The following is a 21,315-nucleotide window of genomic DNA, read 5'->3' on the forward strand; positions in this document are numbered from 1 at the left end:
GGAATTTATTTTGGTTGGTTTGTTTCCAACTCCAAGATCCTACGGTTGAGGGCTTGGATAAGGTGTTGGTTTTCCAAATTTTGACGGAACTTATCCAGTAAGTCTTTGATGTCTTTGGATAACTCTTCAATGTTCCAAGGTTTTTCGACATACCGACTGAGTCCCCCATTATTGATGGCGTAAATTGCGGAATCAAGTCCCGCTTGCCCTGTGAGAAGGATTTTGATCGCATCTGGGAGGCGTTGGTGCACCTGTTCCAAAAATCGATCCCCTTTCATTCCTGGCATCACCTGATCAGAAACGATGAGTTCTACAATATCGTTACTACCAATGATTTCATCAATGAGGGAAAGTGCTTCTTCTGCACTACTTGCTGTCTCGATGATATGGGATTCTCCAAACCGAGCCAGTAGTTGTTCCGCAAGCGTCTCCAACACTGATACTTCATCATCGACACATATAATATAACCTTTACTCATTTGAAACCCTTCCCTTGGAACGATAATCCTTCTGTTCTATACTGTCGATTCAGTTTTGTGGCAATTTATAGATAGTTTGGGGTGGAATTGTGTCAAGAAGAGGGACTTTCCAAATGTCCTTGGCATACTCCCTGATCGTCCGATCTGAAGAAAATTTGCCAGACCTAGCCACATTGAGAATGGATTTTTTGGTCCATGTGGTACTATCTAAAAAATCATGGGCCACTCGGTTTTGGGTTTCGTCGTAAGAGCGAAAATCAGCCATCAGCAGGTAATTGTCAGTGTAAAACAAACTATCATAAATGGGACCAAAAACTCCTGGTTCGTCCAATGAGAAAAAATTCTCACGGATCATGAGTAAAATTCGGTGTAAGTCTTCATTCTGGTGGATAAAATCAGTTGGTTTGTAACCCGCTTCTTTCATTCGAAACACCTCTTCCGTATGGAGACCAAAGATATAAATGTTTTCTTGTCCCACTTCTTCCAAAATTTCAACATTGGCGCCATCCAATGTCCCGATGGTCAAAGCACCATTTAACATGAATTTCATGTTACTTGTTCCTGATGCTTCTGTTCCTGCAGTCGAAATTTGTTCTGACAAATTACTTCCAGGAATTATTTTTTCCGCAAGGCTCACACGATAATTTGGAATAAAGACAACTTTCAAACGTTCGGCCACGTCCTTATCACGGTTTACAACCCAAGCCACATTATTAATGAGTTTGATGATGAGTTTTGCCATGTAATACCCTGGAGCGGCTTTTCCCCCAAAGATGACAGTTCTTGGTGTGATTTCTGTATTTGGATTTTCTTTGATCCTACGGTAGAGTGCAATCACTCGCAAAACATTTAAAAGTTGGCGTTTGTATTCATGGAAACGTTTGATTTGAACATCAATGAGTGAATGTGGATCAATTGTGATACCTGTTTCACTTTTAATGATCCTTGCGAGTTCATATTTTGCCGTAAACTTTACTTGTTTCCAATCGTTTTGAAAATCGGCATCATCCACAAACATCTCTAAATCATTTAACTTGTATAAGTTGGTTGTGAATTCATTCCCTATTTTTTTAGAAATTAAATTCGCAAGACTTGGATTCGATTGTAACAACCATCGTCTTGGTGTGATTCCATTTGTTTTGTTATTAAACTTTTCAGGAAAAACTTTTGTGAAGGGTTGGAAAATGGTTTTTTGGATGAGATCTGAGTGTAAAGCAGCAACTCCATTCACACGGTATGAACCGATGACCGCTAAATTTGCCATTCGTACACGTTTTTCACTTCCCTCCTCTATGATACTTACTTGTTGGATTTCGGATTCAGTTAAAACACCTTTGTTACGAACATCAGTTAAAAATCGATGGTTGATTTCATAAATGATTTCCAAATGTCTCGGCAATAATTTTTCAAATAACTCAACACGCCAAGACTCAAGGGCTTCTGGTAACACAGTATGATTTGTATAAGAAAATACTTTTGTCACAATCTCCCATGCAGGGTCCCAATCCATTTCCTCATTGTCTAAAAATATGCGCATGAGTTCTGCAATTCCAATGCTTGGGTGTGTATCATTTAATTGTATGGCTATGTAATCTGGAAGTTCCTTCAAATTGTATTTGAATTCACGAAATTGGATAAGAATGTCCTGTAAGGAAGCACACACCATAAAGTATTGTTGTTTGAGACGTAACACCTTTCCTTGTTCGGTGGTGTCATTTGGATATAATACTTTGGAGATATTTTCAGAGATTGATTTGTCTTGGACGGCTTTCATATAATCACCGTGGTTAAAATAATCTAAGTTAAATTCCTCTGACGATTTTGCTGCCCAAAGTCTAAGATAGTTCACCGTACTCGTGTTAAACCCGGGAATCGGATAATCGTGCGCGGAAGCAAGGACGGTTTCATCTGGCACCCAATCGTGTTGGATTTTTCCTTTTCCTGAAACTCGAGTTTCTGTGTGCCCAAAAAATCCAACTGAAAACGAAATATCAGAACGAACGACTTCATAAGGGACTCCATCTGCATCCCAGTGGTCCGGCATTTCTAATTGGCTACCATTGGCAATGATTTGATTAAAAATCCCATAATCATATCGGATTCCATAACCAAATCCTGGTACGTTTAAGGTAGCCATTGAATCTAAAAAACAAGCTGCAAGTCTCCCAAGACCCCCATTTCCCAAACCAGCATCAGTTTCAAATTCTAAAACATCTGTTAGTTCAAATCCGATCCCTCGTAACATTTCTTGAATCGTTTCGTATAACCCAAGATTGATGAGAGCATTCATAAGAGTCCGTCCCATTAAAAACTCTAAAGAAAAGTAAAAAACTTTTTTTGGGTTTTGTTCTCGGTAACGTTCATGAGTAAAATTAAGTCGATCAATGAGAAAGTCACGAATGGTATGACCTAACGCCTTATAGATGTCCTCATTCTTTAAATTATAACGATTTTTTCCAATGGTATATTCTAAGTGGTGAGCGAATTGTTTTTCCATAGAAGCCAGGTCGGCTTTTTGTTCTTCGGATAATAAATTGATGAGACGAGCGTTATTGACTACCATGATTCGAAATGGTAAACATCTCGAAATGAAGATTCAAGTAAAAAGAGAAAATTTAATCTTTTGCGGAAACTTTCCTTTCTAGGGTGAGCACTGCATCTTTCCCAATTTTATGCTTCGCAAACCATCCTTGGTTCACCTCAAGTGCATACATCGCAGGTTTTGTTCCGTTGTATACCTCATCGGTTTGGTTTGGTTTCATATCGAATGATTCTAAAAGTCGCATATCTTCTGAAAAATAACCAATGGACAATGGGATCAGGGTATTTTTCATCCAAAAGTTTAGGTAATCAGGTTTGGGGAATACAAAAAGCATCCCCTCGTCTTCTCCCAATTTCGTGCGGTACATCAGTCCTGTAGCACGAGTGGATGGTGTATTTGCGATTTCCAATTTTAATACACGGTCAGCTACACTTCCAAACAGAACTTCTGGAGTATTGGTTTGTGAAGGGAATGACTCCGCTTGTTTACAAACCAATCCTAAAAGTAAAAATAGAAGGAAAATGAACCGTGTCATCATAATTGAATTCCTTAAAAATTTGGTTTTCGTTTTTCGAGGAAGGCAGAAAGACCTTCTTTTGTTTCTTTGTCTGCGAATCGACCACCAAACAACTGTTTTTCCCACTCAAGTCCACGATCCATATTTGTTTCTAAACCTTGGCGAATCGCAGTTTTAGCCGCCTTGATTGCGTTAGGTCCTCGAGATAAAATTGTGGATAGAGTTTTTTCTGATTCGTTTAGGAGTTCTGCTGGATCACAAACTTTGTTGACTAAACCTAATCTGTATCCTTCCTCCGAAGAAATCATATCACCAGATAAAATGAGTTCTGTTGCTCGACCTACACCAATGAGTCTTGGTAATCTTTGGGAACCACCAAATCCAGGCAACAATCCTAAGGTTACTTCAGGTAGACCCAATTTTGCAACAGTAGAAGCATAACGAATGTCACATGCCATTGCTAATTCCATTCCACCACCTAGACAAAATCCATTGATAGCAGCGATCGAAATAAGTCCTGACAATTCCATTTTACGGAATACAGTTTGTCCGAGTTCCGAAAACGATTGTCCTTCTTTGACATTAAATTCTTTCATTTTGGCAATGTCAGCACCAGCAACAAATGCCTTCCCCTCACCAGTAAGAATAAAACCCCTTACTTGAGGATTCGATTCTAATGTATCGACCATGGCGCCGATTTCCGTGATGACAACATCGTTAAGCGCATTGAGGGCTTCTGGTCTTTTGATGGTGACAATTGCAAAATTGGATTTGATTTGGATCTCTAAAAAAGACAAATGATTTCTCCTTATTCTTCTACTTCCAATATAAGGAACATGGTGTCATCAGAAAAAGTATCTAAACCGAACTTGGTTTTGAGTTCATGTAATAGATTGTTCTCTAGTTCTTTGACGTTTTCACTATTCCTGTGACGATTGAGGAGAGCCAGTAAGCCTTCAGTACCTAAACAATTGCCTTTGTGGTCCATGGATTCAATGAGTCCGTCTGTATAGATAAAAAACCGATCCCCTTTTGTGATCGGAAGAATCTTTTCAGAAATGGGTGGGACTTTGATATTAAATCCGAGGATTGCACCTTGTGTTTCCAGTTCCTGGAAATCCTCTCCTTTTTTTGCCAAAATCAGATAAGGATGGCCTGCATTTCCAATTGTAAGTTTTTTTTCGATAAAATCAAAAAACAAATATATCGCAGATGCATGGTATTTATTGAGATCATGTGCGAGTCGGTCATCTAAGTAATCCATCAAACGTGCAGGTGCCGTTTTAAAACGATAAGGGATCGTAGACACAAGTACCTTCATGATGGAAGCAACCATCGCAGATGAAATTCCATGCCCAGCAACATCCGTAAGAAACACACCTACGTTTCCTTCCCTGAGTTGTACAAAATCAAAGAAGTCACCACCAATCACGTTTGGACTTTTTCGGTAAAAAGTAAAAGTTAAGTTTGGGATTTTGATATTCCCTGGAAAGAGTGCGTCTTGTACACGTTTTGCAAGTTCTAACTCTTGTAACATAAATCGTTTTTCTTCAGACAAACTGTACATATCAGTCGTATCTTTACGTTTATTATAAACAAAAACGACACCTAGAAGAGCACTGCCCCAATACACAAGGAGTAAGAAGTATTGACTGAAATAAGAAGATTTTTCAGCAATCTCAATCGGAATTTGGAATGTATACGAAAGATGGAATCCTGTAAAGTAAATCGCACTCAAGATACACCCCCAAGGATTGAGTCGTGTACTATATAATAAAATGGGAATGATGAAGGACATGAGGTAAGAATTTAAAAGATAAAAATGACTGAGCGTAGGAAATGTTTGGATACCTTTTAAAAATACCAAATAGATAAGCCCATCAGAAAGAAACCCACTAAAATAAATTACCTTTTCAATCGATATGGATTTTGTATAAAATTGTAATAACAAAACAAATCGTAGAATGGTAACACCAAGTAAATATGGAAGAATTTCCATTCGAATTTCTGCAAAGGGAGGAACGAAGAGTAAACTATAAACGATGAAATGGGTTAAAAAAACGGAATATGTATATTCTTTATCAAAACGGGGTTCCGCTAGTTTTAAAATGTCCCATTCTTGTTTGGTTGGCTTATGAAAAATTTCTTTAAAATAAATATAAAACGAACGAGTCAATCGGGTTCTCCCCATACCAAAGTTTGGATTTCGGATCCATTCAAGGTGATGGTGAAACTTTTTCCTGTGTCCAGAAACTTGTCCATTTGATTCGCAAGTTCCATCGCTTTTTTCTCATCTTCCATCCGAAAAAAAAAGGGATGGGACATTGCTTTATAATTGTAAGGGAATCGTTCTGAAACGAGTAATGTCACTCGGAAATGATCGGGGCGTTTTTCCAAAACAATATGCGAAACTTCTTTTCTAGTTAAGATACGCACATTGGGTCTAAGGTTCCATGGATTTATTTCTGCGAAAAGGATTCCAGGCAAAAAAAAGCATAGACCAACAAATCCTTTCATATAGAAATACCATCGGCAAATGAAATCAATTCCTTCTCTCATAACCTTCGTATCATTTCTTTTTTTGGGATGTTCCCCGAAAGATATCCAGTTACCTGAGAACACATATGCCACTTGGGCCAAAACAAGCCCTGGACTACAATTCGATACAATCCCTAAATTAAAACCAGAATGGAAAGATCGTATTTACCCACTGGATGCAAAACGATTGAGTTCACTTGTTGAAGTCAATCAAATTGATGGTATCGAAGACATTCCAACTGGAACGAAAGATTTGAGCTTATGGAAAGAACGAATCTCGGGAATCCATTCATCCTTTCCAAGTTCTTTAAACAAATTGGCAAATGAATTATTAGTTGGCATTTATTTTGTATCAAATCTTGGTTCAACTGGACTAACAGGGATTTTGCGAGATAAAAATAGGAAACCCGTTGCAGGGATCATTTACTTAGATGCAGACTTATTGAATGTAGGAGGAAATGATTGGGTAACCAATCGAGAGAACACAGTTTTCAAAAAAGATCCCATTTACTCCGTTAAAATCCAATTGGACCCAACCAATTCATTCAATTCAGCTCTCTCATTTATCATATTACACGAATTAGGTCATATTGTTGCCATTGTCAAAGGTTATGCACCTGATTATACAGAACCTAAACGTGACTTTCGAACTTATCCTTTTTTTGAAGGAGTATGGTTATCTGAAACATACTCTCCCTATGAAGATACTTTTTTCCCAGAACGATCCAAGATCAAATTTTATCAAAAAAATCCAACAACTCCCATTTTCCCTGATGGAAAATTCTTATACAAAAAATTGACAAACACACAGTTTGTTTCATTGTATGCTGCTACCAATGCAGATGATACATTTGCAGAAGCCTTCGCACAATATGTTCATGTGCTAATGTTAAAAAAAGAATATAAAGTAATTTTCCAATCGAAGGGAGAAGAGGAAGTAATCCTACTCAACCCTATCTTGAAAGAAGGAGGTAGAAAATTTCGTGAATTATTCCAAGATCTTTTTGCGAAAACTTTATGATATTATTTTCATCACTTTCTTCTTTTTGATTTTACCAGTCCAAGTCAGATCTGAAACAAAATCAGATGATTCCAAATCCATCACAATTGATACTCATACAGAAATTGTGTCGGATTTTATTTGGAGGGGGAATTCATTTGCAGGGGAAGGACAAAATCGTAGGAATGGAGCGTCATACCAAAGTTTTACTTATGCTCCTGCATTACAACCGACGATTACAGTTTTATCACCAGACAAAAAAATGGAATGGATGTTATTTGGAAGTTTCCAATTGACAAACCGAAGTGATAAAGATTCAGACAAACGACTTTTCCAATCGAGTCCCGGTGGTGTAGGTCCCTCCTATTTGGGAGAAGAATCAAAGTATTATGATCCTTATAACCAAGACCCATGCGTACAATCTGTACACAACCAATTGATCTCAGGCACTCCTTCCAACTCAAATTGCCAATCGTACCTGCCAAACCAAGGGTATGGCCCAAAAAAAGAACCCAATGGTAACAAACGTGTGGATGGGATGTTTTTTTCCATGATGTATCATTTTGACCCTAGTGTTTTTGGTGACTTCAGTGTGGGAATTTGGTTTTATAATACGTTCCAAAAAACTCCAAACTCACTCCTTCCCCCAGCCACACAAAAACAAAATGCTGTGGTTTCTGGTGGTCCGAGTAATACATTTAATACAAACAATCCCGATGCACAAACAAGACTCTCATGGCATGAATATTTTTTCCAATGGAAACTGCCTTGGTTGCGAATTGTAAAACCAACGATTTCCTATTACACCCAGTATTCGACTGAGAATGGTGGGTTACTTGCAGGGAAAAATTACCTTTCTTTATCCGCACAATATACGTTTTTTGAAGGGGATTTTTTCCGCATCCAACCCCATTGGAACCTCGGTTATGCCATGAGTAATAATGCAATTGACAATCGAAATGGGATACAAGACATAACGTCATCTCTCTCCTTCTTCTTTGGAGATTTTTTTCTGAAAGGAGCACATATCTTACGACCCAATTCTTACCTCTTTGATACCAATAATTACTTTGGATACCCAAATGGGGATCCAGACAAAGCAAACTGGAATCGGAGTTCGGAAGATGGAAAAGTTGTGAACCCATCACGGATTAATGGTGCGTACAACACCTCAATCCTCAATCTAATCGACCAAGTTTCTACAGGGAATTCTCTAAACGATACAATCATCAAAACTGCTTTACGAGAATCCTATACCTTGCAGAAAATTCCTATCCATTTATTTTATGTTAGCTTTGGCTATTCAAAATCATTCTAAGTGATTTGGGATTTATAATTTTAATCAAGAATATTAGGAAAGGCTTGACTACCTAAGATTTCGATTCATACTTTGCCCCACCTCTTGGGGACCAATTATGAAATGGATTCAAAATTTAAAAATTCGAGCAAAACTCCTACTGGCATTTATGATCACGATTCTTTTAATGATCGTGGTTGCTTCCGCTAGTTTTTATTCAGCCAATCAAATTTTAGCATCCTTACATACAGTTTTTGAAGACAGAGTTGTCCCCATAAGCCAAATCAAAGAAGTTTCAGATGCTTATCTCATTGGAATTGTGGATGCAGCGAACAAAGTTCGTTCCAAAAAAATGTCGGTGGAGGAAGCTCTCGAATCCATCCGAGAATCAGAAGCAAAGGCGGATGAAGTATGGAAAGTTTATTTAGGAACGTATCTTGTCCCTGAAGAAAAAGTCATCATCGATGAAATGGAAAAAGAGTTCCCACCACTGAAGGCTGGGGTCAAACGTTTACGAATCCTATTAGAAACCAGAAATGAAGCAGAAATAGAAAAATTTGTTTCTGTAGATATGTACCCAATTTTCGAACCACTCACTCACCATTTGGATGATTTGATCCGAGTGCAGTTAAAGGTAGCTAAAGAAGAATACCAAAAGTCAGAAGCACATTTCCAACAATCATTGGTGATTGTAACAGGAGTGGTTGTTGTTTCCTTTGTATTGGTATTTTTAATCGCATTCCTCTTTTCCGATGCAATTGCAAGGCCAATGAAAAAAATTGTGTCGATTGCCCAATCAATCTCCATTGGTGATTTAAATGTAAACCTAGAGTCAAACAAAGACACAATCCAATCAAAACACTTAGAAGGAAATGAAATCCAACAACTTTCACAAGCCTTTATGGAGTTAGTTGACTTCATTAAAGAAAGGGCAGAACATTTAGAACGGATAGCAAATTCTGATTTAAGTTCTGATGTAACCTTAAAATCAGAACGTGATCAATTGGGCCTGAGTTTAAAAAGAATGTTAATCAATTTATCAGAAGTTGTGGAGAAACTTTATTTCACATCACAAGAGGTTGATTTAGGGGCACAACAACTAGCAGATGCAAGCACTTCCCTCTCAGAAGCCGCAAGTGAACAAGCAAGTGCTGTGGAAGAAATCTCTGCAACCTTGACAGAAATTAGTAATAGTTTTTTATCCAATGCGGAAAATGCAGAACAAATGACAGAATTTTCAGAATCCACCGCAAAACAAGCAACAGAAGGAAACTCTCGCATGAAAGACCTTGTTTCGGCGATGGGCGAAATCAGTAATTCATTTGAACAAATTTCTAAAATCAACAAAGTGATCAACGACATTGCATTCCAAACTAACATACTTGCTTTAAATGCTGCAGTAGAAGCAGCACGTGCTGGCCAACATGGAAAAGGATTTGCCGTTGTTGCTGAAGAAGTAAGAAATCTCGCTCAAAAAAGTGCCAATGCAGCAGATGAAACAACTCTCCTCATCGAAGCTTCCTTAAAGAAAGTAAAACTTGGCAATGAGGCAACGGAAAAAACTGCTGAAGTCCTTGGGAAAATTTCAGAAAGCGCAGATAATGTCAGCAACCTGACCAAAGATTTAGCACTTTCCATCAACGAACAAAAATCTGCTGTTTTACAAATCACACAAGGAATCGACCAAGTAACTACAGTTACATCAACTACAGCTGCTTCAGCCGAAGAAGTTGCAGCTTCCAGTGAAACACTCAAAAGGCAAGTGGAGATTATGAGAAACGTAATAATGGGATTTAAATTAAAAGAGGACGGATCCAAATCGACAGCTTTAACTCGAATCGAAAAACCTAGAATTATTTTATAGGAAACTGCCATGAACACTACATCCAAATCATGGGAGACGATGGAAGATGAAGATACAATGCGAGATTTGTATCTTTGTTTTAGCTTAGAGAATCGTTTTTATGCATTCGAAGTTCGGTATTTAACGGAAATATTGGCCCTCCCAGCCATCACAACGATTCCGGGCACGGCTCCTTTTCTGAAAGGTGTGATCAATATCAGGGGTAAAATCATTCCTGTAATGGATGTTAGATTACGTTTTGATATGGAATTTCAACCTTACCACGAACGAACTTGTGTTTTACTCGTTGAGTTGGATGGACATCCATTGGGACTGATCGTAGACAAAGTAAATGATGTAGTCAAAATACCAGCTGAGAATGTTGATTTAGCACCAAAAATCGGAGAGTCCAAATCATCTCGTTTTATTTATGGTACAGGTCGTGTTGGCGATACTGTTAAAATACTAATCAATCTTCAAAGATTACTTACTCCAGAAGAAAGTTATATGATCCAAGACATTCCTGGAAATTGAAAAATGGAAAGAGAAGATGTTTTAGAATACCTACTCGAAGCCAAAGAAAGTTTAGAGAGTATCGAATCTGGATTATTAAACTTTGAAAAAACTACCTTAGATGGCAGTTTGGTTGACCGAGAAATTTTAGACACATTATTTCGGCATTTCCATACAATCAAAGGTAGCTCTGGTTTTTTTGGATTGTCCGGAATCGTTAAAATTGCTCATGCAGCAGAAAACCTTCTTGATTATTTACGCAATAAACCTGAATCACAAGACGAAGAAACATTAGAAATTTTACTTACCGCCTTAGACCTATTAAATGAACTTGTGATCCATGAAGAAGATTCACCTACAGGTGGGGATTTATATTCGGAAGAACAAAATCAATTTTTACAAAGGTCTAATGATAAATTATTAGAATTAAAAAATTCGGGATTGGATTTAAGTCCAACTAATGAAACGGAACCAAACAAAGAAGAATTCGGAATCTTTCAAGACACTAATAAGACATTTCCAGAGAAAGAAGAATTTGGAATTTTTACAACTGAGGTAAAACATTCAGTCTCAGATGAATTCGGTTTGTTTCAAAATGATACAAACGATTCCCAAAATGAAGAATTTGGATTGTTTGAGCCAAAACAATCAGAAACAAATGCAGAATACGGATTGTTTGTTACAAATCAAACTGATTCAAAACTCAATAATTTACCATCTAATATCTCAAAACCGAAACCAGAAGAAAAAAAATCCAACCAGAAAAAAGACATACGAATTGATACCGATAAACTTGATTCACTATTAGATATCGTAGGTGAAATTGTAATCAATGAGCCGATGGTCACAGAACACCCTGATTTAAAAAAATTAAAATTAGAGAACTTTCAAAAGTCTGCCCTACAATTAAAAAAATTAATCAGAAGTTTGCAAGAGATCACACTCAGTTTGCGTATGGTTCCCATTTCAGGTGTTTTTTCACGAATGGAAAGATTGGTTCGTGATACTGCGAAAAAAACAGGTAAACAAGTAGAACTCATCATTTCAGGAGAAGATACAGAAATTGATAAATCTATCATTGAAGAAATGTATGACCCACTTGTTCATATCATTCGGAATGCTATCGATCATGGTTTAGAAACTCCAGAAGAAAGAAAAGAAGCAGGTAAACAAACAAAGGGATCAATTCATTTAACTGCCGTTCAATCAGGAAAAGAAGTTTGGATTGAGGTGAAAGATGATGGGAAAGGTCTGCAAAGAGATAAAATTATCCGAAAAGCAATTTCTTTAGGACTTATCAGTCATCTAGAGGCGGAGAATTTAAAAGATGAAGAAGTTTGGGATTTTTTATTCCACCCTGGTTTTTCGACTGCAAAAGAAGTAACAGATTTATCGGGTAGAGGTGTGGGTCTCGATGTAGTTCGTAAGAATGTCAGCACACTCAAAGGATTTGTAGATGTAAGTTCCAATTTTGGACAAGGAACCGTATTTTTAATCAGAGTGCCTTTAACTCTTGCCATCATTGAAGGACTTGTTGTTAGAAAATCAGAAACTTACTTTATCCTCCCTTCCATCGATGTCAAAGAATCTTTGTACATCAAAGAAGAACCAATCCACGAATTGTATCGCAACAATCACAGCATCTTATACCGAGAAAATCAAATATCGATTGTTGATATCGACTTATTATTTGGAAAAGAATCAGAACTTAACGATCAACATTCAATCCATGAGAAGTATATGATCGTAACTGAATCTCATGAAAAACAGATGGGAATCGTTTTTGATGAAATATTAGGAAACCAATCCATTGTCATCAAACCAATCTCACCTTTATTCAAAAACATCAACGGCTTAGCTGGTTGCACCATCCTTGGTAATGGGCATGCTGGATTGATTTTAGATGTCAGAAAATTAATCAACCAACACATGGCGATCCAATCAACATGAAAAAACACAAAGCAATTATTGTAGATGACCAACGTACAGTCAGAAGTATGATCAAACGTTGGATAGAATCGGATGAAAATTGGGAAGTGGTTGGAGAGGCATCCAATCCTTTTGAAGCAAGAGATCTCATCATCGATAAACAACCTGATGTAATGACACTTGATGTTCATATGCCTGAGATGGATGGCATCGAATTTTTAAAAAAATTACTCCCCCAACATCCGATGCCAGTCATCATGTTTAGCTCATCGACGACAGAAGGCACTTCCATCACTTTAGAAGCACTTGATGCAGGTGCATTTGACTACGTTACGAAACCGACAGGTACACAAGAAAGTTTACTAGAAGCCAAAGAAGATTTATTAGAAAAACTAAATGCGGCATTAACTTACAATGCCTCTCTCTTTGAACAATCTAAAAGAGTCATTTCGGTTTCACCCACAGTACCCAACAAAACTACAAACTTTCGGACAAAGTTGATTTTAATAGGATCGAGTACAGGAGGAACAACTGCACTACGGAAGTTACTAGATGAAGTGGATCACACCTTTCCTCCCATTCTCATCGCCCAACATATGCCAGAAAATTTTACTGCACTATTTGCAAGTCGGCTCAATGCAGAATTAAAAACAAAAGTAGTGGAAGCAAAAGACAAACAAATTTTAGAAAAGGGAACGATTTACATTGCTCCTGGGAATTATCATTTAGAAGTACAAAAATGGAATGGAGAATTCTATACAAAAATACTCCAATCGGAGAAGGTAAATGGTCATAGACCATCTGTAGATGTTCTTTTTGATTCAGTAGTACAAAATGGTTTAGCAAAAGATTCAATTGGAATCTTATTGACAGGTATGGGAAGTGATGGAGCCAAAGGTTTACTCAACTTAAAAAATAATGGTTGTATTACACTTGGACAAAACAAAGAAACTTGTGTTGTTTATGGTATGCCTAAGGTAGCTTTCGAATTAGGTGCAGTGATGTACCAACTCCCTCTAGAAAAAATTCTAGAAAAAGTAAAAGAGATAGGTGCCAGATGATTCCTCATAGTTTAATTTTAGAATCTTCAATTTCGAACCATCTAGTAACGATTCTAGATGATCTCCACTATACGTATGAACGACTGGAAAAGTTAGATACTGTTTTGGATTCTTTAAAAAAAGAGAAATTTCATTTTTTAATCGTGCCAATTGAATCTTTAAATAAAGTAAGCTCCCAAGAAATTTTAGAGAGAATCACAAATTCATTTCCTAATACATTGATCCTTCTCATCACCAATTCTGAAAACTGGGCACAAACTGCTTCATTACTCAAAAGGCACAGCGTTTATGATTTTTTACAAACACCACTGGAGGTTGATCACGTTAAGTTTACCTTGGATCGTTCCTTCCAATACCTTAATACAAAACTAAAAACTCAATTTATTCATGAAGCAGAAAATCATTTATACAAAAGAGTGATTGAAATCTTCGATTGGAAAAAATCACTTACCCATAAAGAAAACCAAAATATATCTGCAGATATTATCCACCAAATGAATATTAACTTATTCCAAGGAAGTGGGATTGGTACTTTAATGAGTGTCGTGAGCATCTTACTTTCAAAAAGTAAATGGGACCAAGACAACAATCATTATACCATTCAGAAACCAATTTTAGATTTATTATCAGAGAACTATGATGCCGCAAAGAGTATGTTTGATAGTATGTCCATATCTCAGAACGTAATTGACGACAATGAATTGATCCAATCAATGGAATCACCTGTAGAACTCTTAGCAATCATTCACTCAGAAATCCAGACATTAGAAGAAGCATTAAAAATCAAATCTCAAAAAATCAATGTAAGCCAAATTCCCAATTCGGTGAACCAACATGAAATTCGTTTTGATCAGGTTAAAATATCCTATGCAATCAGAGAAGTATTACTAAATGCAATCAAATATTCAAAAGATGGTGATGAGATTTATGTAATCTTTTTTCAAAAGGAAAATTTTTTGGAAGTGAAAGTCATAAATCCGGCTTATCAGAATGAAGATAGCACCGTAGGCATTCCTGAAAAATTTGAATCCATTATATTTGAACCTTTTTTCCGAATCTCTTCAGTAGTTGATGATAGTTATGCTAAATTCGAACAATTCCGATTTGGATTAGGCTTAACATTGGTTAAAAAGATTTTAGACCAACACCAAGCCAATGTTCAGATATATAACATTGAAGATAATCTAAAAAATGATAATAAAATAGATGTGTGTTTAACAATTCGATTTCCATTAATCAAAAAGGAGAATTAAAATGGCGAGAATATTAACTGTAGATGATGCACCAGCAGTATTAAAAATTTTAAATTTAGTACTCACCACTGATGGTCATGAGGTAGAAACAGCTTCGAACGGAATGGAAGCATTGGAAAAAATCCAAAATTCAAAGTTCGATATTGGTATCTTTGATGTAAACATGCCAGGAATGACAGGGATCGAGTTAACTGAAAAAACTTTAAAAACAGAAAATGGAAAATCCATGAAAATAGTGATGTTAACTACAGAATCTAGTGAAGAGATGAAAAACAAAGGCAAAGCTGCTGGTGCAGTTGGATGGCTCGTAAAACCTTTTGCAAATGAATCACTAACGAAGCTAATCTCACAACTGAATTAAGATGAGTAATATTTTAGTTGTCGATGATTCTCCTGCAGTATTAAAAATTGTGCGCCTTGCATTGAGTAGTCAAGGTCACAATATTATCATCTGTGATTCAGGAGAATTTGCCCTCGAAACTTTAAAAACAAATCCAAAAATTGGTTTAGGGATTTTTGATTTTAATATGCCAGGAATCCGTGGGATTGAGTTGATTCAAAAATCAAAAAAAATTATGGCTCACTTAAATTTTAAAATCCTGATCCTATCTGTAGAGAACAAACCTGAAATCATTTCGAAAGCATTAGTGGAAGGTGCGGATGCTTGGATAGTAAAACCATTTAAAAATGAAGATCTAATAAAAAAAGTAAATGAGTTAGTTGAAGTGTATGATTCCATTTGAATTTGATGTTGTTTTTGCCGTTACTGCACTATCAGTAGTTGTCAATTCAGTCATTTCGATCATTATCTATTTTTTATCCAAAAACTCCAAATCAGAAATCAAACTTTCGTATACATCATTATTCTTAGCCATTTTAGTCATTCGGAATTATTCCTTATTCATTTATGGGAGCACTCAAAATGAACTTTATTTCTTTTTCTCAGAGTCATTAACACTTCTAAGTTCTTTTCTATTATTATTATCTATACTTCCGATCATAACCAAAACCATTTCCAAACACTGGGTATTCCTTTCGCTCATTGTCACCTATATTATTTTTATATCCTTACTTCTCGGTGATTTCAGTTTTTTTTGGTTTGCATTACCTACTGCAATCTTCAATGGATTTACGCTTTTATTGTTTGGAAGCATCATATTCGGTTTAATTGAATACCCAAAAAACATCCGCCTATATTTTTTTACAGTATGTGTTTTATTATCACTCCAAAGATTATTTTTCCCTTATCTATTTACAATCGATTGGTACAAACCTTTAGGTTATACAATCAATACCTTGTTTATGTTTTTGTTTGGTGTAGCATGTATTCTTTTTAGTTTCCAAGTACAAACAAAAATTTTAAACTTATCGTTATTCGAACTGGAAACACTGCAAAAGGCAATCAAAGATGTGAATGTACGACTGCTCATTATGTACAATCAACTTCCAGCTATCATCTATAATATTGAATTTTTGCCGGAACCAAGAACATCTTATATCAGTTCCAAAATGGAAGAAATCACAGGTTATGGTATAAATTATTTTTACGAAAATTCAGATTTTTTTCGAGACATTGTCATCCCAGAAGACCAACACAAAATCGAAGATTTATTCTCTGGTATATCGCCTATTATACTAAGGATGATCCATGCTAATGGATCCATAATTTGGACGGAACACTATGTAAACATCTCGAATGATATCCTTGGAATCAAAAAGCGAATTGATGTTGTTGCACTCGATATTACCAATTCTAAAAAAACTGAATTTTCTTTATTACAGGAAAAAAATCTTAACTCAACTGTCTTTGACAATGCAGCTAATCTAATTCTCCTAACAAATGCAGATGGTTTATTGGAGAATATCAATCCAGCAGCATTAAAAGTTCTGGAATTGGACAAAAACGAAGTAATTGGAAAGTACATCCAAGATATCATTCTCGCAGAAGAGGATAGGGAATTCTTAAAAGAAGTTTTGGCAGATATAAATGAAATCCAAAACATTGCAGAAAGTTTAATCCTACGATACATAACAACAAACAGACAAATTCTATATCTAGAATGGCGCCTTGGTATCATACGTGATTCCAAAAATGAACCTTCCAAAATCATTTGGATAGGAATTGACCAAACTTCTAAACGAACAGCAGAACTAGAATTAAAAGAACTCAATAAATCTCTAGAGGAAAAAGTTAAGGAGAGAACGAAGGAACTGCAAACAAGTAATACTGAACTCAATTCTGCATTATTTGCCTTAAGAGAGGCACAAGAAAAATTAATCCAAAATGAAAAGTTGGCTTCTTTAGGACAACTTGTATCTGGTTTATCACATGAAATCAATAATCCGATTGGCATGATCAAATCTTCTGTTGAGACATTGATTGCAGAGTGGGAAGAAGAATCACATGATTTAAAAAATCAATCACTTATCGACATCCTAAATTTAATTATCGATTCGAATGATTCAGGTTTAAGAATCTTAACTGGACTCACAAATCGACAAGCTCGCAAATCACTAGCAGAATTATTGAAAGAGAATTCTATTTTATACGCAGAGGAACTAGCAGAATTATTTGTAGACTCAGGGATTCGAAATCTATCACTACCGATCTTAAAAAAGATCCAATCAGCAGTTACCAATCAAAATGATTTTAATCAATTGAGAAAGTTTCTATTGATGAAACAATCTTCAGAACATATACTCTACTCTATCAAAAGATTATCAAAAATTACATTTACTTTAAAAAACTTTGCAGGTCTTCAATCCAATTTGGAGTTAGTTGATTTTTCACTAAAAGATACAATTCACTCCGCGATTTCTTTATATAAGGAATATTTTTTACGAGATATTAACTTAATTTTAAATTTAGATTTTGAAGGCAAAATTCGATGTATCCAAGGAGATTTAGTCCAATTATGGAGTCAGATGATTTGGAATGCCATTCAAGCTGTCTCTTCCAAAGGTACGATTTCTATTAGGAGTTTTAAAACGAGTGATACTGTCATCGTTGAAATTGAAGATTCAGGAATTGGAATCCCACCCGAACACCAATCCAAAATTTTTATGCCATTTTATTCAACAAAAACATCAGGTGATGGATTAGGACTTGGACTCTATCTGGTAAAAGAAATTGTGAACCGACACAATGCAAATATCAGTTTTGAATCAGAACCAGGAAAAACAATATTTAGGGTGGGCTTTCCTTTTAAGTCGTAATCGAAATTTTTCCACTATCATTCGTTTTACCAATCACGAATGCTTTTTCTCCTAACTGATCCAACTCATTCATGGCCGTATCTACCAAACCATTTTCAAGAACGAGTATGTAACCGATTCCCATATTAAAAGTACCGTACATATCATTTAAATCCAAGGAATGGTCTTTTTTTAATTTTGAAAAAACATAAGACTCAGGTAAAGAATTGATCTCAGCTCCAATACCATTTGGTAATACGCGTGGAATGTTTTCGTAAAAACCTCCACCAGTAATATGAACCATACCTTTGACGAATACTTTTTGAATTAAGGAGAGTATAGATTTTACATAAATATTTGTTGGAACAAATACATGATCTTTAATAAAATTTAAATCGTTTTCGGAAGTAGGTAATCTACCATCTTTCAACAATAATCGACGAAGAAGAGAAAAACCATTGCTATGTGGTCCAGAGGAAGAAAGTCCAATGATGGTATCACCTGGTTTTATCGATTTACCATCGATCATTTTATTCTTTTCGACAACACCAACAACAAAACCCGCTAAATCATATTCTTCATCAGGCATGACTCCAGGGTGTTCCGCAGTTTCTCCACCAACTAATGCACATTCTGCTAACTTACAACCCTTTACAATCCCAGAGACAATACCTTCCATGGTTGGTAAATGTAATTTCCCACAGGCAATGTAATCCTGAAAAAACAAAGGTTTTCCACCGTTGACTAGAATATCGTTTACGCACATTGCAACCAAATCAATACCAACAGTGTCATGAATTCCCAACAGTCTGGCTAATTGTAACTTTGTTCCAACTCCATCGGTCCCAGATAATAATATAGGTTCCTGATAAGATTTTAAAAAACTAACATCATAACAAGCTGCAAACCCTCCAAGTCCACCTAACACATTTTTATTATGGGTTGTTGCAACATTGGATTTGATTCTTTTTATGAATTCTTGTCCTTTTTCGGTATCTACTCCGGCATCTTTATAAGTTACTTTATTTTGGTCAGACATGGAGTTTTCCTATAGTTGTATTAATTAATGACAGAGTATGATTTGGAGTGATTGTTTTTGCAATTCTTCCTGCTAAGTGAACATAATCGGATTCAGAAGTATTCAATAGAATATCAAGTTGGTTTCTATTCTCTTTAGATCCATCTGGTAATTGTAACATTTTTTTCATATGTAATGATGTTCCGAGATTACCGTCATAAACTTTTAAATTTGGATAATGATAATGAATTCTTTCTCTCAAAAAAACGTAATGAGTACAACCTAAAACAACGATATCAGTTTCAGATAGTACTGATTTAATTTTAGCATCTAAAAAATCCCAAGCTTCTTCCCAACGATCAGAGTCGATCAGTTTGGCCAAACCTTCACATGGAACTGGTAATATTTCTGAACCTTTCGTAAGCCCTGTAACCAAATTCTTAAACTTTTCTTCTTTTAATGTGAGTTCGGTAGCAAAAACGGCAATTTTTACACCTTGATTTTCAACTAAGGCAGGTTTTATGGCAGGCTCCATTCCAAAAATTGGAATCGAATGTTGTTTTCTCAAAAAATCAGCGGCAGCAGACGTCGCCGTATTACAAGCAAACAAAACTGCTTCACAATCTTTTTCGATCAAATATTCAAATGCATTTTTTGAAAGTTCAATTACCTTTTGTTTCGATTTTTGACCATATGGCGAATGGACCAAATCTCCAAAATAAATATAATCGATGTTCGAAGTTTCTTTCCATAAAGTACGTAACACGGAAAGACCACCTAAACCTGAATCAAAAATTCCAATCTTGTATCTACCGCGAGAATTCATTTAGGATGCTAGATATTTTTTAATATTCTCTGCTAATGTTTGGTAAATCCATTCAAACTTGGAGTCATCTTCTTCGAGAAGTGTCACTCTAAATCCATTTCGATTACAACAAAATGAACTGAGAGGGACAACACAAATCCCTGCAGAAGCTAACAGATGTAAAACAAACCTTCGATCAAGTGCTGCTTTTTCCATGAGTGGAGAAACAAAATCTTTCACCTTTTGGTTTGTAATTGGTAAAGTCATATGAGATTTCAAAACATCATCTTCAAAAAGAACCGTTAAGTAAAAGGCTCCTTTGGGTTGGATGACTTTGACACCAGGAATTCCAGACAACATCTGTGTTGCCTTTTCAGCTCTCTTTTTAAACTTTAAATTTCTGAATTTTAAATGATTTAAAAACTCAGGATGCGAATATACAAGTGGTATTGAAAGTTGAGGTAATGTCGTTGAACATACTTCCAACATTTTAGCATCTAACAATGATTTAATGTAACGTTCGAATGTTGGATCATTTTTTCGATTGAATACTTCTAACCATCCACACCTTGCACCAGGCCATGGGTATTCTTTTGAAATTGATCGAAGTGCAAATCCACAAACCTTGTCTCCAATGACTTCTGATAGGTGTATACTTCCCCATTCTGAATAATTTACATGAGCGTATGTTTCGTCACAAATCAGTATGATATCATATTTTTCACAAATTTTTACAATTTCCCGCATAACTTCTTTTGGATACACGGCACCTGTTGGGTTATCTGGATTAATGAGTAAAATTCCTGCAATCGAATCATTGTATTTAACTTTGTTCTCAATGTCTTCTAAGTCAGGCATCCAATCATTATTTGGGTTTAATTCATAAGTCAAATGTTCATAACCAGAATGAGCAGCTTCGGCAGAGGATAACGTAGAATAGGCGGGAGAAGGTCCGAGAATCCGAGCTTCCCTTCTCATAAATCCAAATATTTTTGCGACTGCATCACCTAAACCATTAAAGAATAAAATGTCTTCAGAAGTGATTTGAGCCCCACCCCTTTCATTTACTTTTTCTGCTAAAAATTTACGAGTGTTTTCGTCACCTTGAGTAGCCGTATAGGCCCAAGATTTATTTTGGTTCACAAGTCCGCTGACAATGTCTTTCATCCAATTGGGAACACTTTCCCCTTTTTGGATAGGGTCACCGATGTTTTCCCAAGTGATGGAAACACCCATGGCTTCGATTTGTTTGGCAAGTGCCACAATCTGGCGAATTTCGTAAATGAGGGCGTCTGCACCCGAATGGACTATATTTCTTCTCATAA

The 21,315-nt window shown here is 36.1% G+C and carries 19 protein-coding genes; 10 read left to right on the forward strand and 9 right to left on the reverse strand.

The annotated features are described in order from the left end of the window. Positions 1 to 5: 5 nt before the first annotated feature. From ND855_RS11985 to ND855_RS12010, 6 genes are read right to left on the reverse strand one after another with little or no spacing between them, the layout of a single operon-like run. Positions 6 to 479, reverse strand: coding sequence for a response regulator (locus tag ND855_RS11985; protein ID WP_108959648.1), 474 nt, complete (start codon positions 477 to 479; stop codon positions 6 to 8). A 49-nt stretch (positions 480 to 528) separates the two neighbouring features. Further along, on the reverse strand, positions 529 to 3,042 hold the full coding sequence (locus tag ND855_RS11990; RefSeq protein ID WP_265358520.1) for a glycogen/starch/alpha-glucan phosphorylase: 2,514 nt from the start codon (positions 3,040 to 3,042) through the stop codon (positions 529 to 531). 52 nt (positions 3,043 to 3,094) lie between these two features. After that, positions 3,095 to 3,559, reverse strand: a complete 465-nt coding sequence (locus ND855_RS11995) for a DUF192 domain-containing protein (RefSeq protein ID WP_265358521.1) — start codon at positions 3,557 to 3,559, stop codon at positions 3,095 to 3,097. An 11-nt stretch (positions 3,560 to 3,570) separates the two neighbouring features. Next, positions 3,571 to 4,335 carry an enoyl-CoA hydratase-related protein gene (locus tag ND855_RS12000; protein WP_265358522.1) on the reverse strand — a complete coding sequence of 255 codons (765 nt, stop codon included), beginning with the start codon at positions 4,333 to 4,335 and terminating at the stop codon, positions 3,571 to 3,573. Positions 4,336 to 4,346: 11 nt separating this feature from the next. Beyond that, positions 4,347 to 5,714, reverse strand: a complete 1,368-nt coding sequence (locus ND855_RS12005) for a PP2C family protein-serine/threonine phosphatase (RefSeq protein ID WP_265358523.1) — start codon at positions 5,712 to 5,714, stop codon at positions 4,347 to 4,349. Further along, the gene (locus ND855_RS12010; RefSeq protein WP_100716376.1) at positions 5,711 to 6,055 is read right to left on the reverse strand and encodes a hypothetical protein; all 345 of its coding nucleotides are present in this window, start codon (positions 6,053 to 6,055) and stop codon (positions 5,711 to 5,713) included. The genes ND855_RS12005 and ND855_RS12010 overlap by 4 nt, the downstream gene beginning before the upstream one ends. Positions 6,056 to 6,074: 19 nt before the next feature. Between ND855_RS12010 and ND855_RS12015 the strand changes: the two genes are divergently transcribed. The 10 genes from ND855_RS12015 to ND855_RS12060 all read left to right on the forward strand — a co-directional run bounded on the left by ND855_RS12015 (position 6,075) and on the right by ND855_RS12060 (position 18,188). Beyond that, a complete protein-coding gene (locus tag ND855_RS12015) occupies positions 6,075 to 7,097 on the forward strand; it encodes a hypothetical protein (protein ID WP_265358524.1) in 1,023 nt (340 codons plus the stop codon). A 25-nt stretch (positions 7,098 to 7,122) separates the two neighbouring features. Next, the gene (locus tag ND855_RS12020; RefSeq protein WP_407658752.1) at positions 7,123 to 8,394 is read left to right on the forward strand and encodes a hypothetical protein; all 1,272 of its coding nucleotides are present in this window, start codon (positions 7,123 to 7,125) and stop codon (positions 8,392 to 8,394) included. Positions 8,395 to 8,491: 97 nt separating this feature from the next. Next, positions 8,492 to 10,237 (forward strand): HAMP domain-containing methyl-accepting chemotaxis protein, encoded by a 1,746-nt coding sequence (locus tag ND855_RS12025; RefSeq protein WP_265358526.1) that lies wholly within the window; start codon positions 8,492 to 8,494, stop codon positions 10,235 to 10,237. Between the two features lie 9 nt (positions 10,238 to 10,246). Further along, positions 10,247 to 10,750: a chemotaxis protein CheW gene (locus ND855_RS12030; RefSeq protein ID WP_265358527.1), complete on the forward strand. Its 504-nt coding sequence runs from the start codon at positions 10,247 to 10,249 to the stop codon at positions 10,748 to 10,750. A gap of 3 nt (positions 10,751 to 10,753) precedes the next feature. Continuing rightward, positions 10,754 to 12,679: a chemotaxis protein CheA gene (locus tag ND855_RS12035; protein ID WP_265358528.1), complete on the forward strand. Its 1,926-nt coding sequence runs from the start codon at positions 10,754 to 10,756 to the stop codon at positions 12,677 to 12,679. Beyond that, positions 12,676 to 13,719, forward strand: coding sequence for a protein-glutamate methylesterase/protein-glutamine glutaminase (locus ND855_RS12040; protein WP_265358529.1), 1,044 nt, complete (start codon positions 12,676 to 12,678; stop codon positions 13,717 to 13,719). The genes ND855_RS12035 and ND855_RS12040 overlap by 4 nt, the downstream gene beginning before the upstream one ends. Then, positions 13,716 to 14,972 carry a hybrid sensor histidine kinase/response regulator gene (locus tag ND855_RS12045; protein WP_265358530.1) on the forward strand — a complete coding sequence of 419 codons (1,257 nt, stop codon included), beginning with the start codon at positions 13,716 to 13,718 and terminating at the stop codon, positions 14,970 to 14,972. Before ND855_RS12040 ends, ND855_RS12045 begins: the two co-directional genes overlap by 4 nt. Before the next feature lies 1 nt (position 14,973). Beyond that, a complete protein-coding gene (locus tag ND855_RS12050) occupies positions 14,974 to 15,333 on the forward strand; it encodes a response regulator (RefSeq protein ID WP_265358531.1) in 360 nt (119 codons plus the stop codon). A 1-nt stretch (position 15,334) separates the two neighbouring features. Next, positions 15,335 to 15,715, forward strand: a complete 381-nt coding sequence (locus ND855_RS12055; RefSeq protein ID WP_265358532.1) for a response regulator — start codon at positions 15,335 to 15,337, stop codon at positions 15,713 to 15,715. Beyond that, positions 15,702 to 18,188, forward strand: a complete 2,487-nt coding sequence (locus ND855_RS12060; RefSeq protein WP_265358533.1) for a PAS domain-containing sensor histidine kinase — start codon at positions 15,702 to 15,704, stop codon at positions 18,186 to 18,188. Before ND855_RS12055 ends, ND855_RS12060 begins: the two co-directional genes overlap by 14 nt. On the opposite strand, the gene purM is transcribed toward ND855_RS12060, so the two are convergent. Genes purM through ND855_RS12075 form a run of 3 tightly spaced genes read right to left on the reverse strand, consistent with a single transcriptional unit; the run spans position 18,178 to position 21,313 of the window. Continuing rightward, a complete protein-coding gene (gene purM / locus ND855_RS12065; protein WP_265358534.1) occupies positions 18,178 to 19,206 on the reverse strand; it encodes a phosphoribosylformylglycinamidine cyclo-ligase in 1,029 nt (342 codons plus the stop codon). The two genes, ND855_RS12060 and purM, sit on opposite strands and share 11 nt — an antisense overlap. Continuing rightward, positions 19,199 to 20,011, reverse strand: a complete 813-nt coding sequence (gene murI, locus ND855_RS12070; protein ID WP_265358535.1) for a glutamate racemase — start codon at positions 20,009 to 20,011, stop codon at positions 19,199 to 19,201. Before murI ends, purM begins: the two co-directional genes overlap by 8 nt. Then, positions 20,012 to 21,313 (reverse strand): pyridoxal phosphate-dependent aminotransferase, encoded by a 1,302-nt coding sequence (locus ND855_RS12075; RefSeq protein WP_135662611.1) that lies wholly within the window; start codon positions 21,311 to 21,313, stop codon positions 20,012 to 20,014. Positions 21,314 to 21,315: the final 2 nt, after the last annotated feature.

The sequence above is a fragment of the Leptospira paudalimensis genome (assembly GCF_026151345.1).
Lineage (GTDB): Bacteria > Spirochaetota > Leptospiria > Leptospirales > Leptospiraceae > Leptospira_A > Leptospira_A paudalimensis.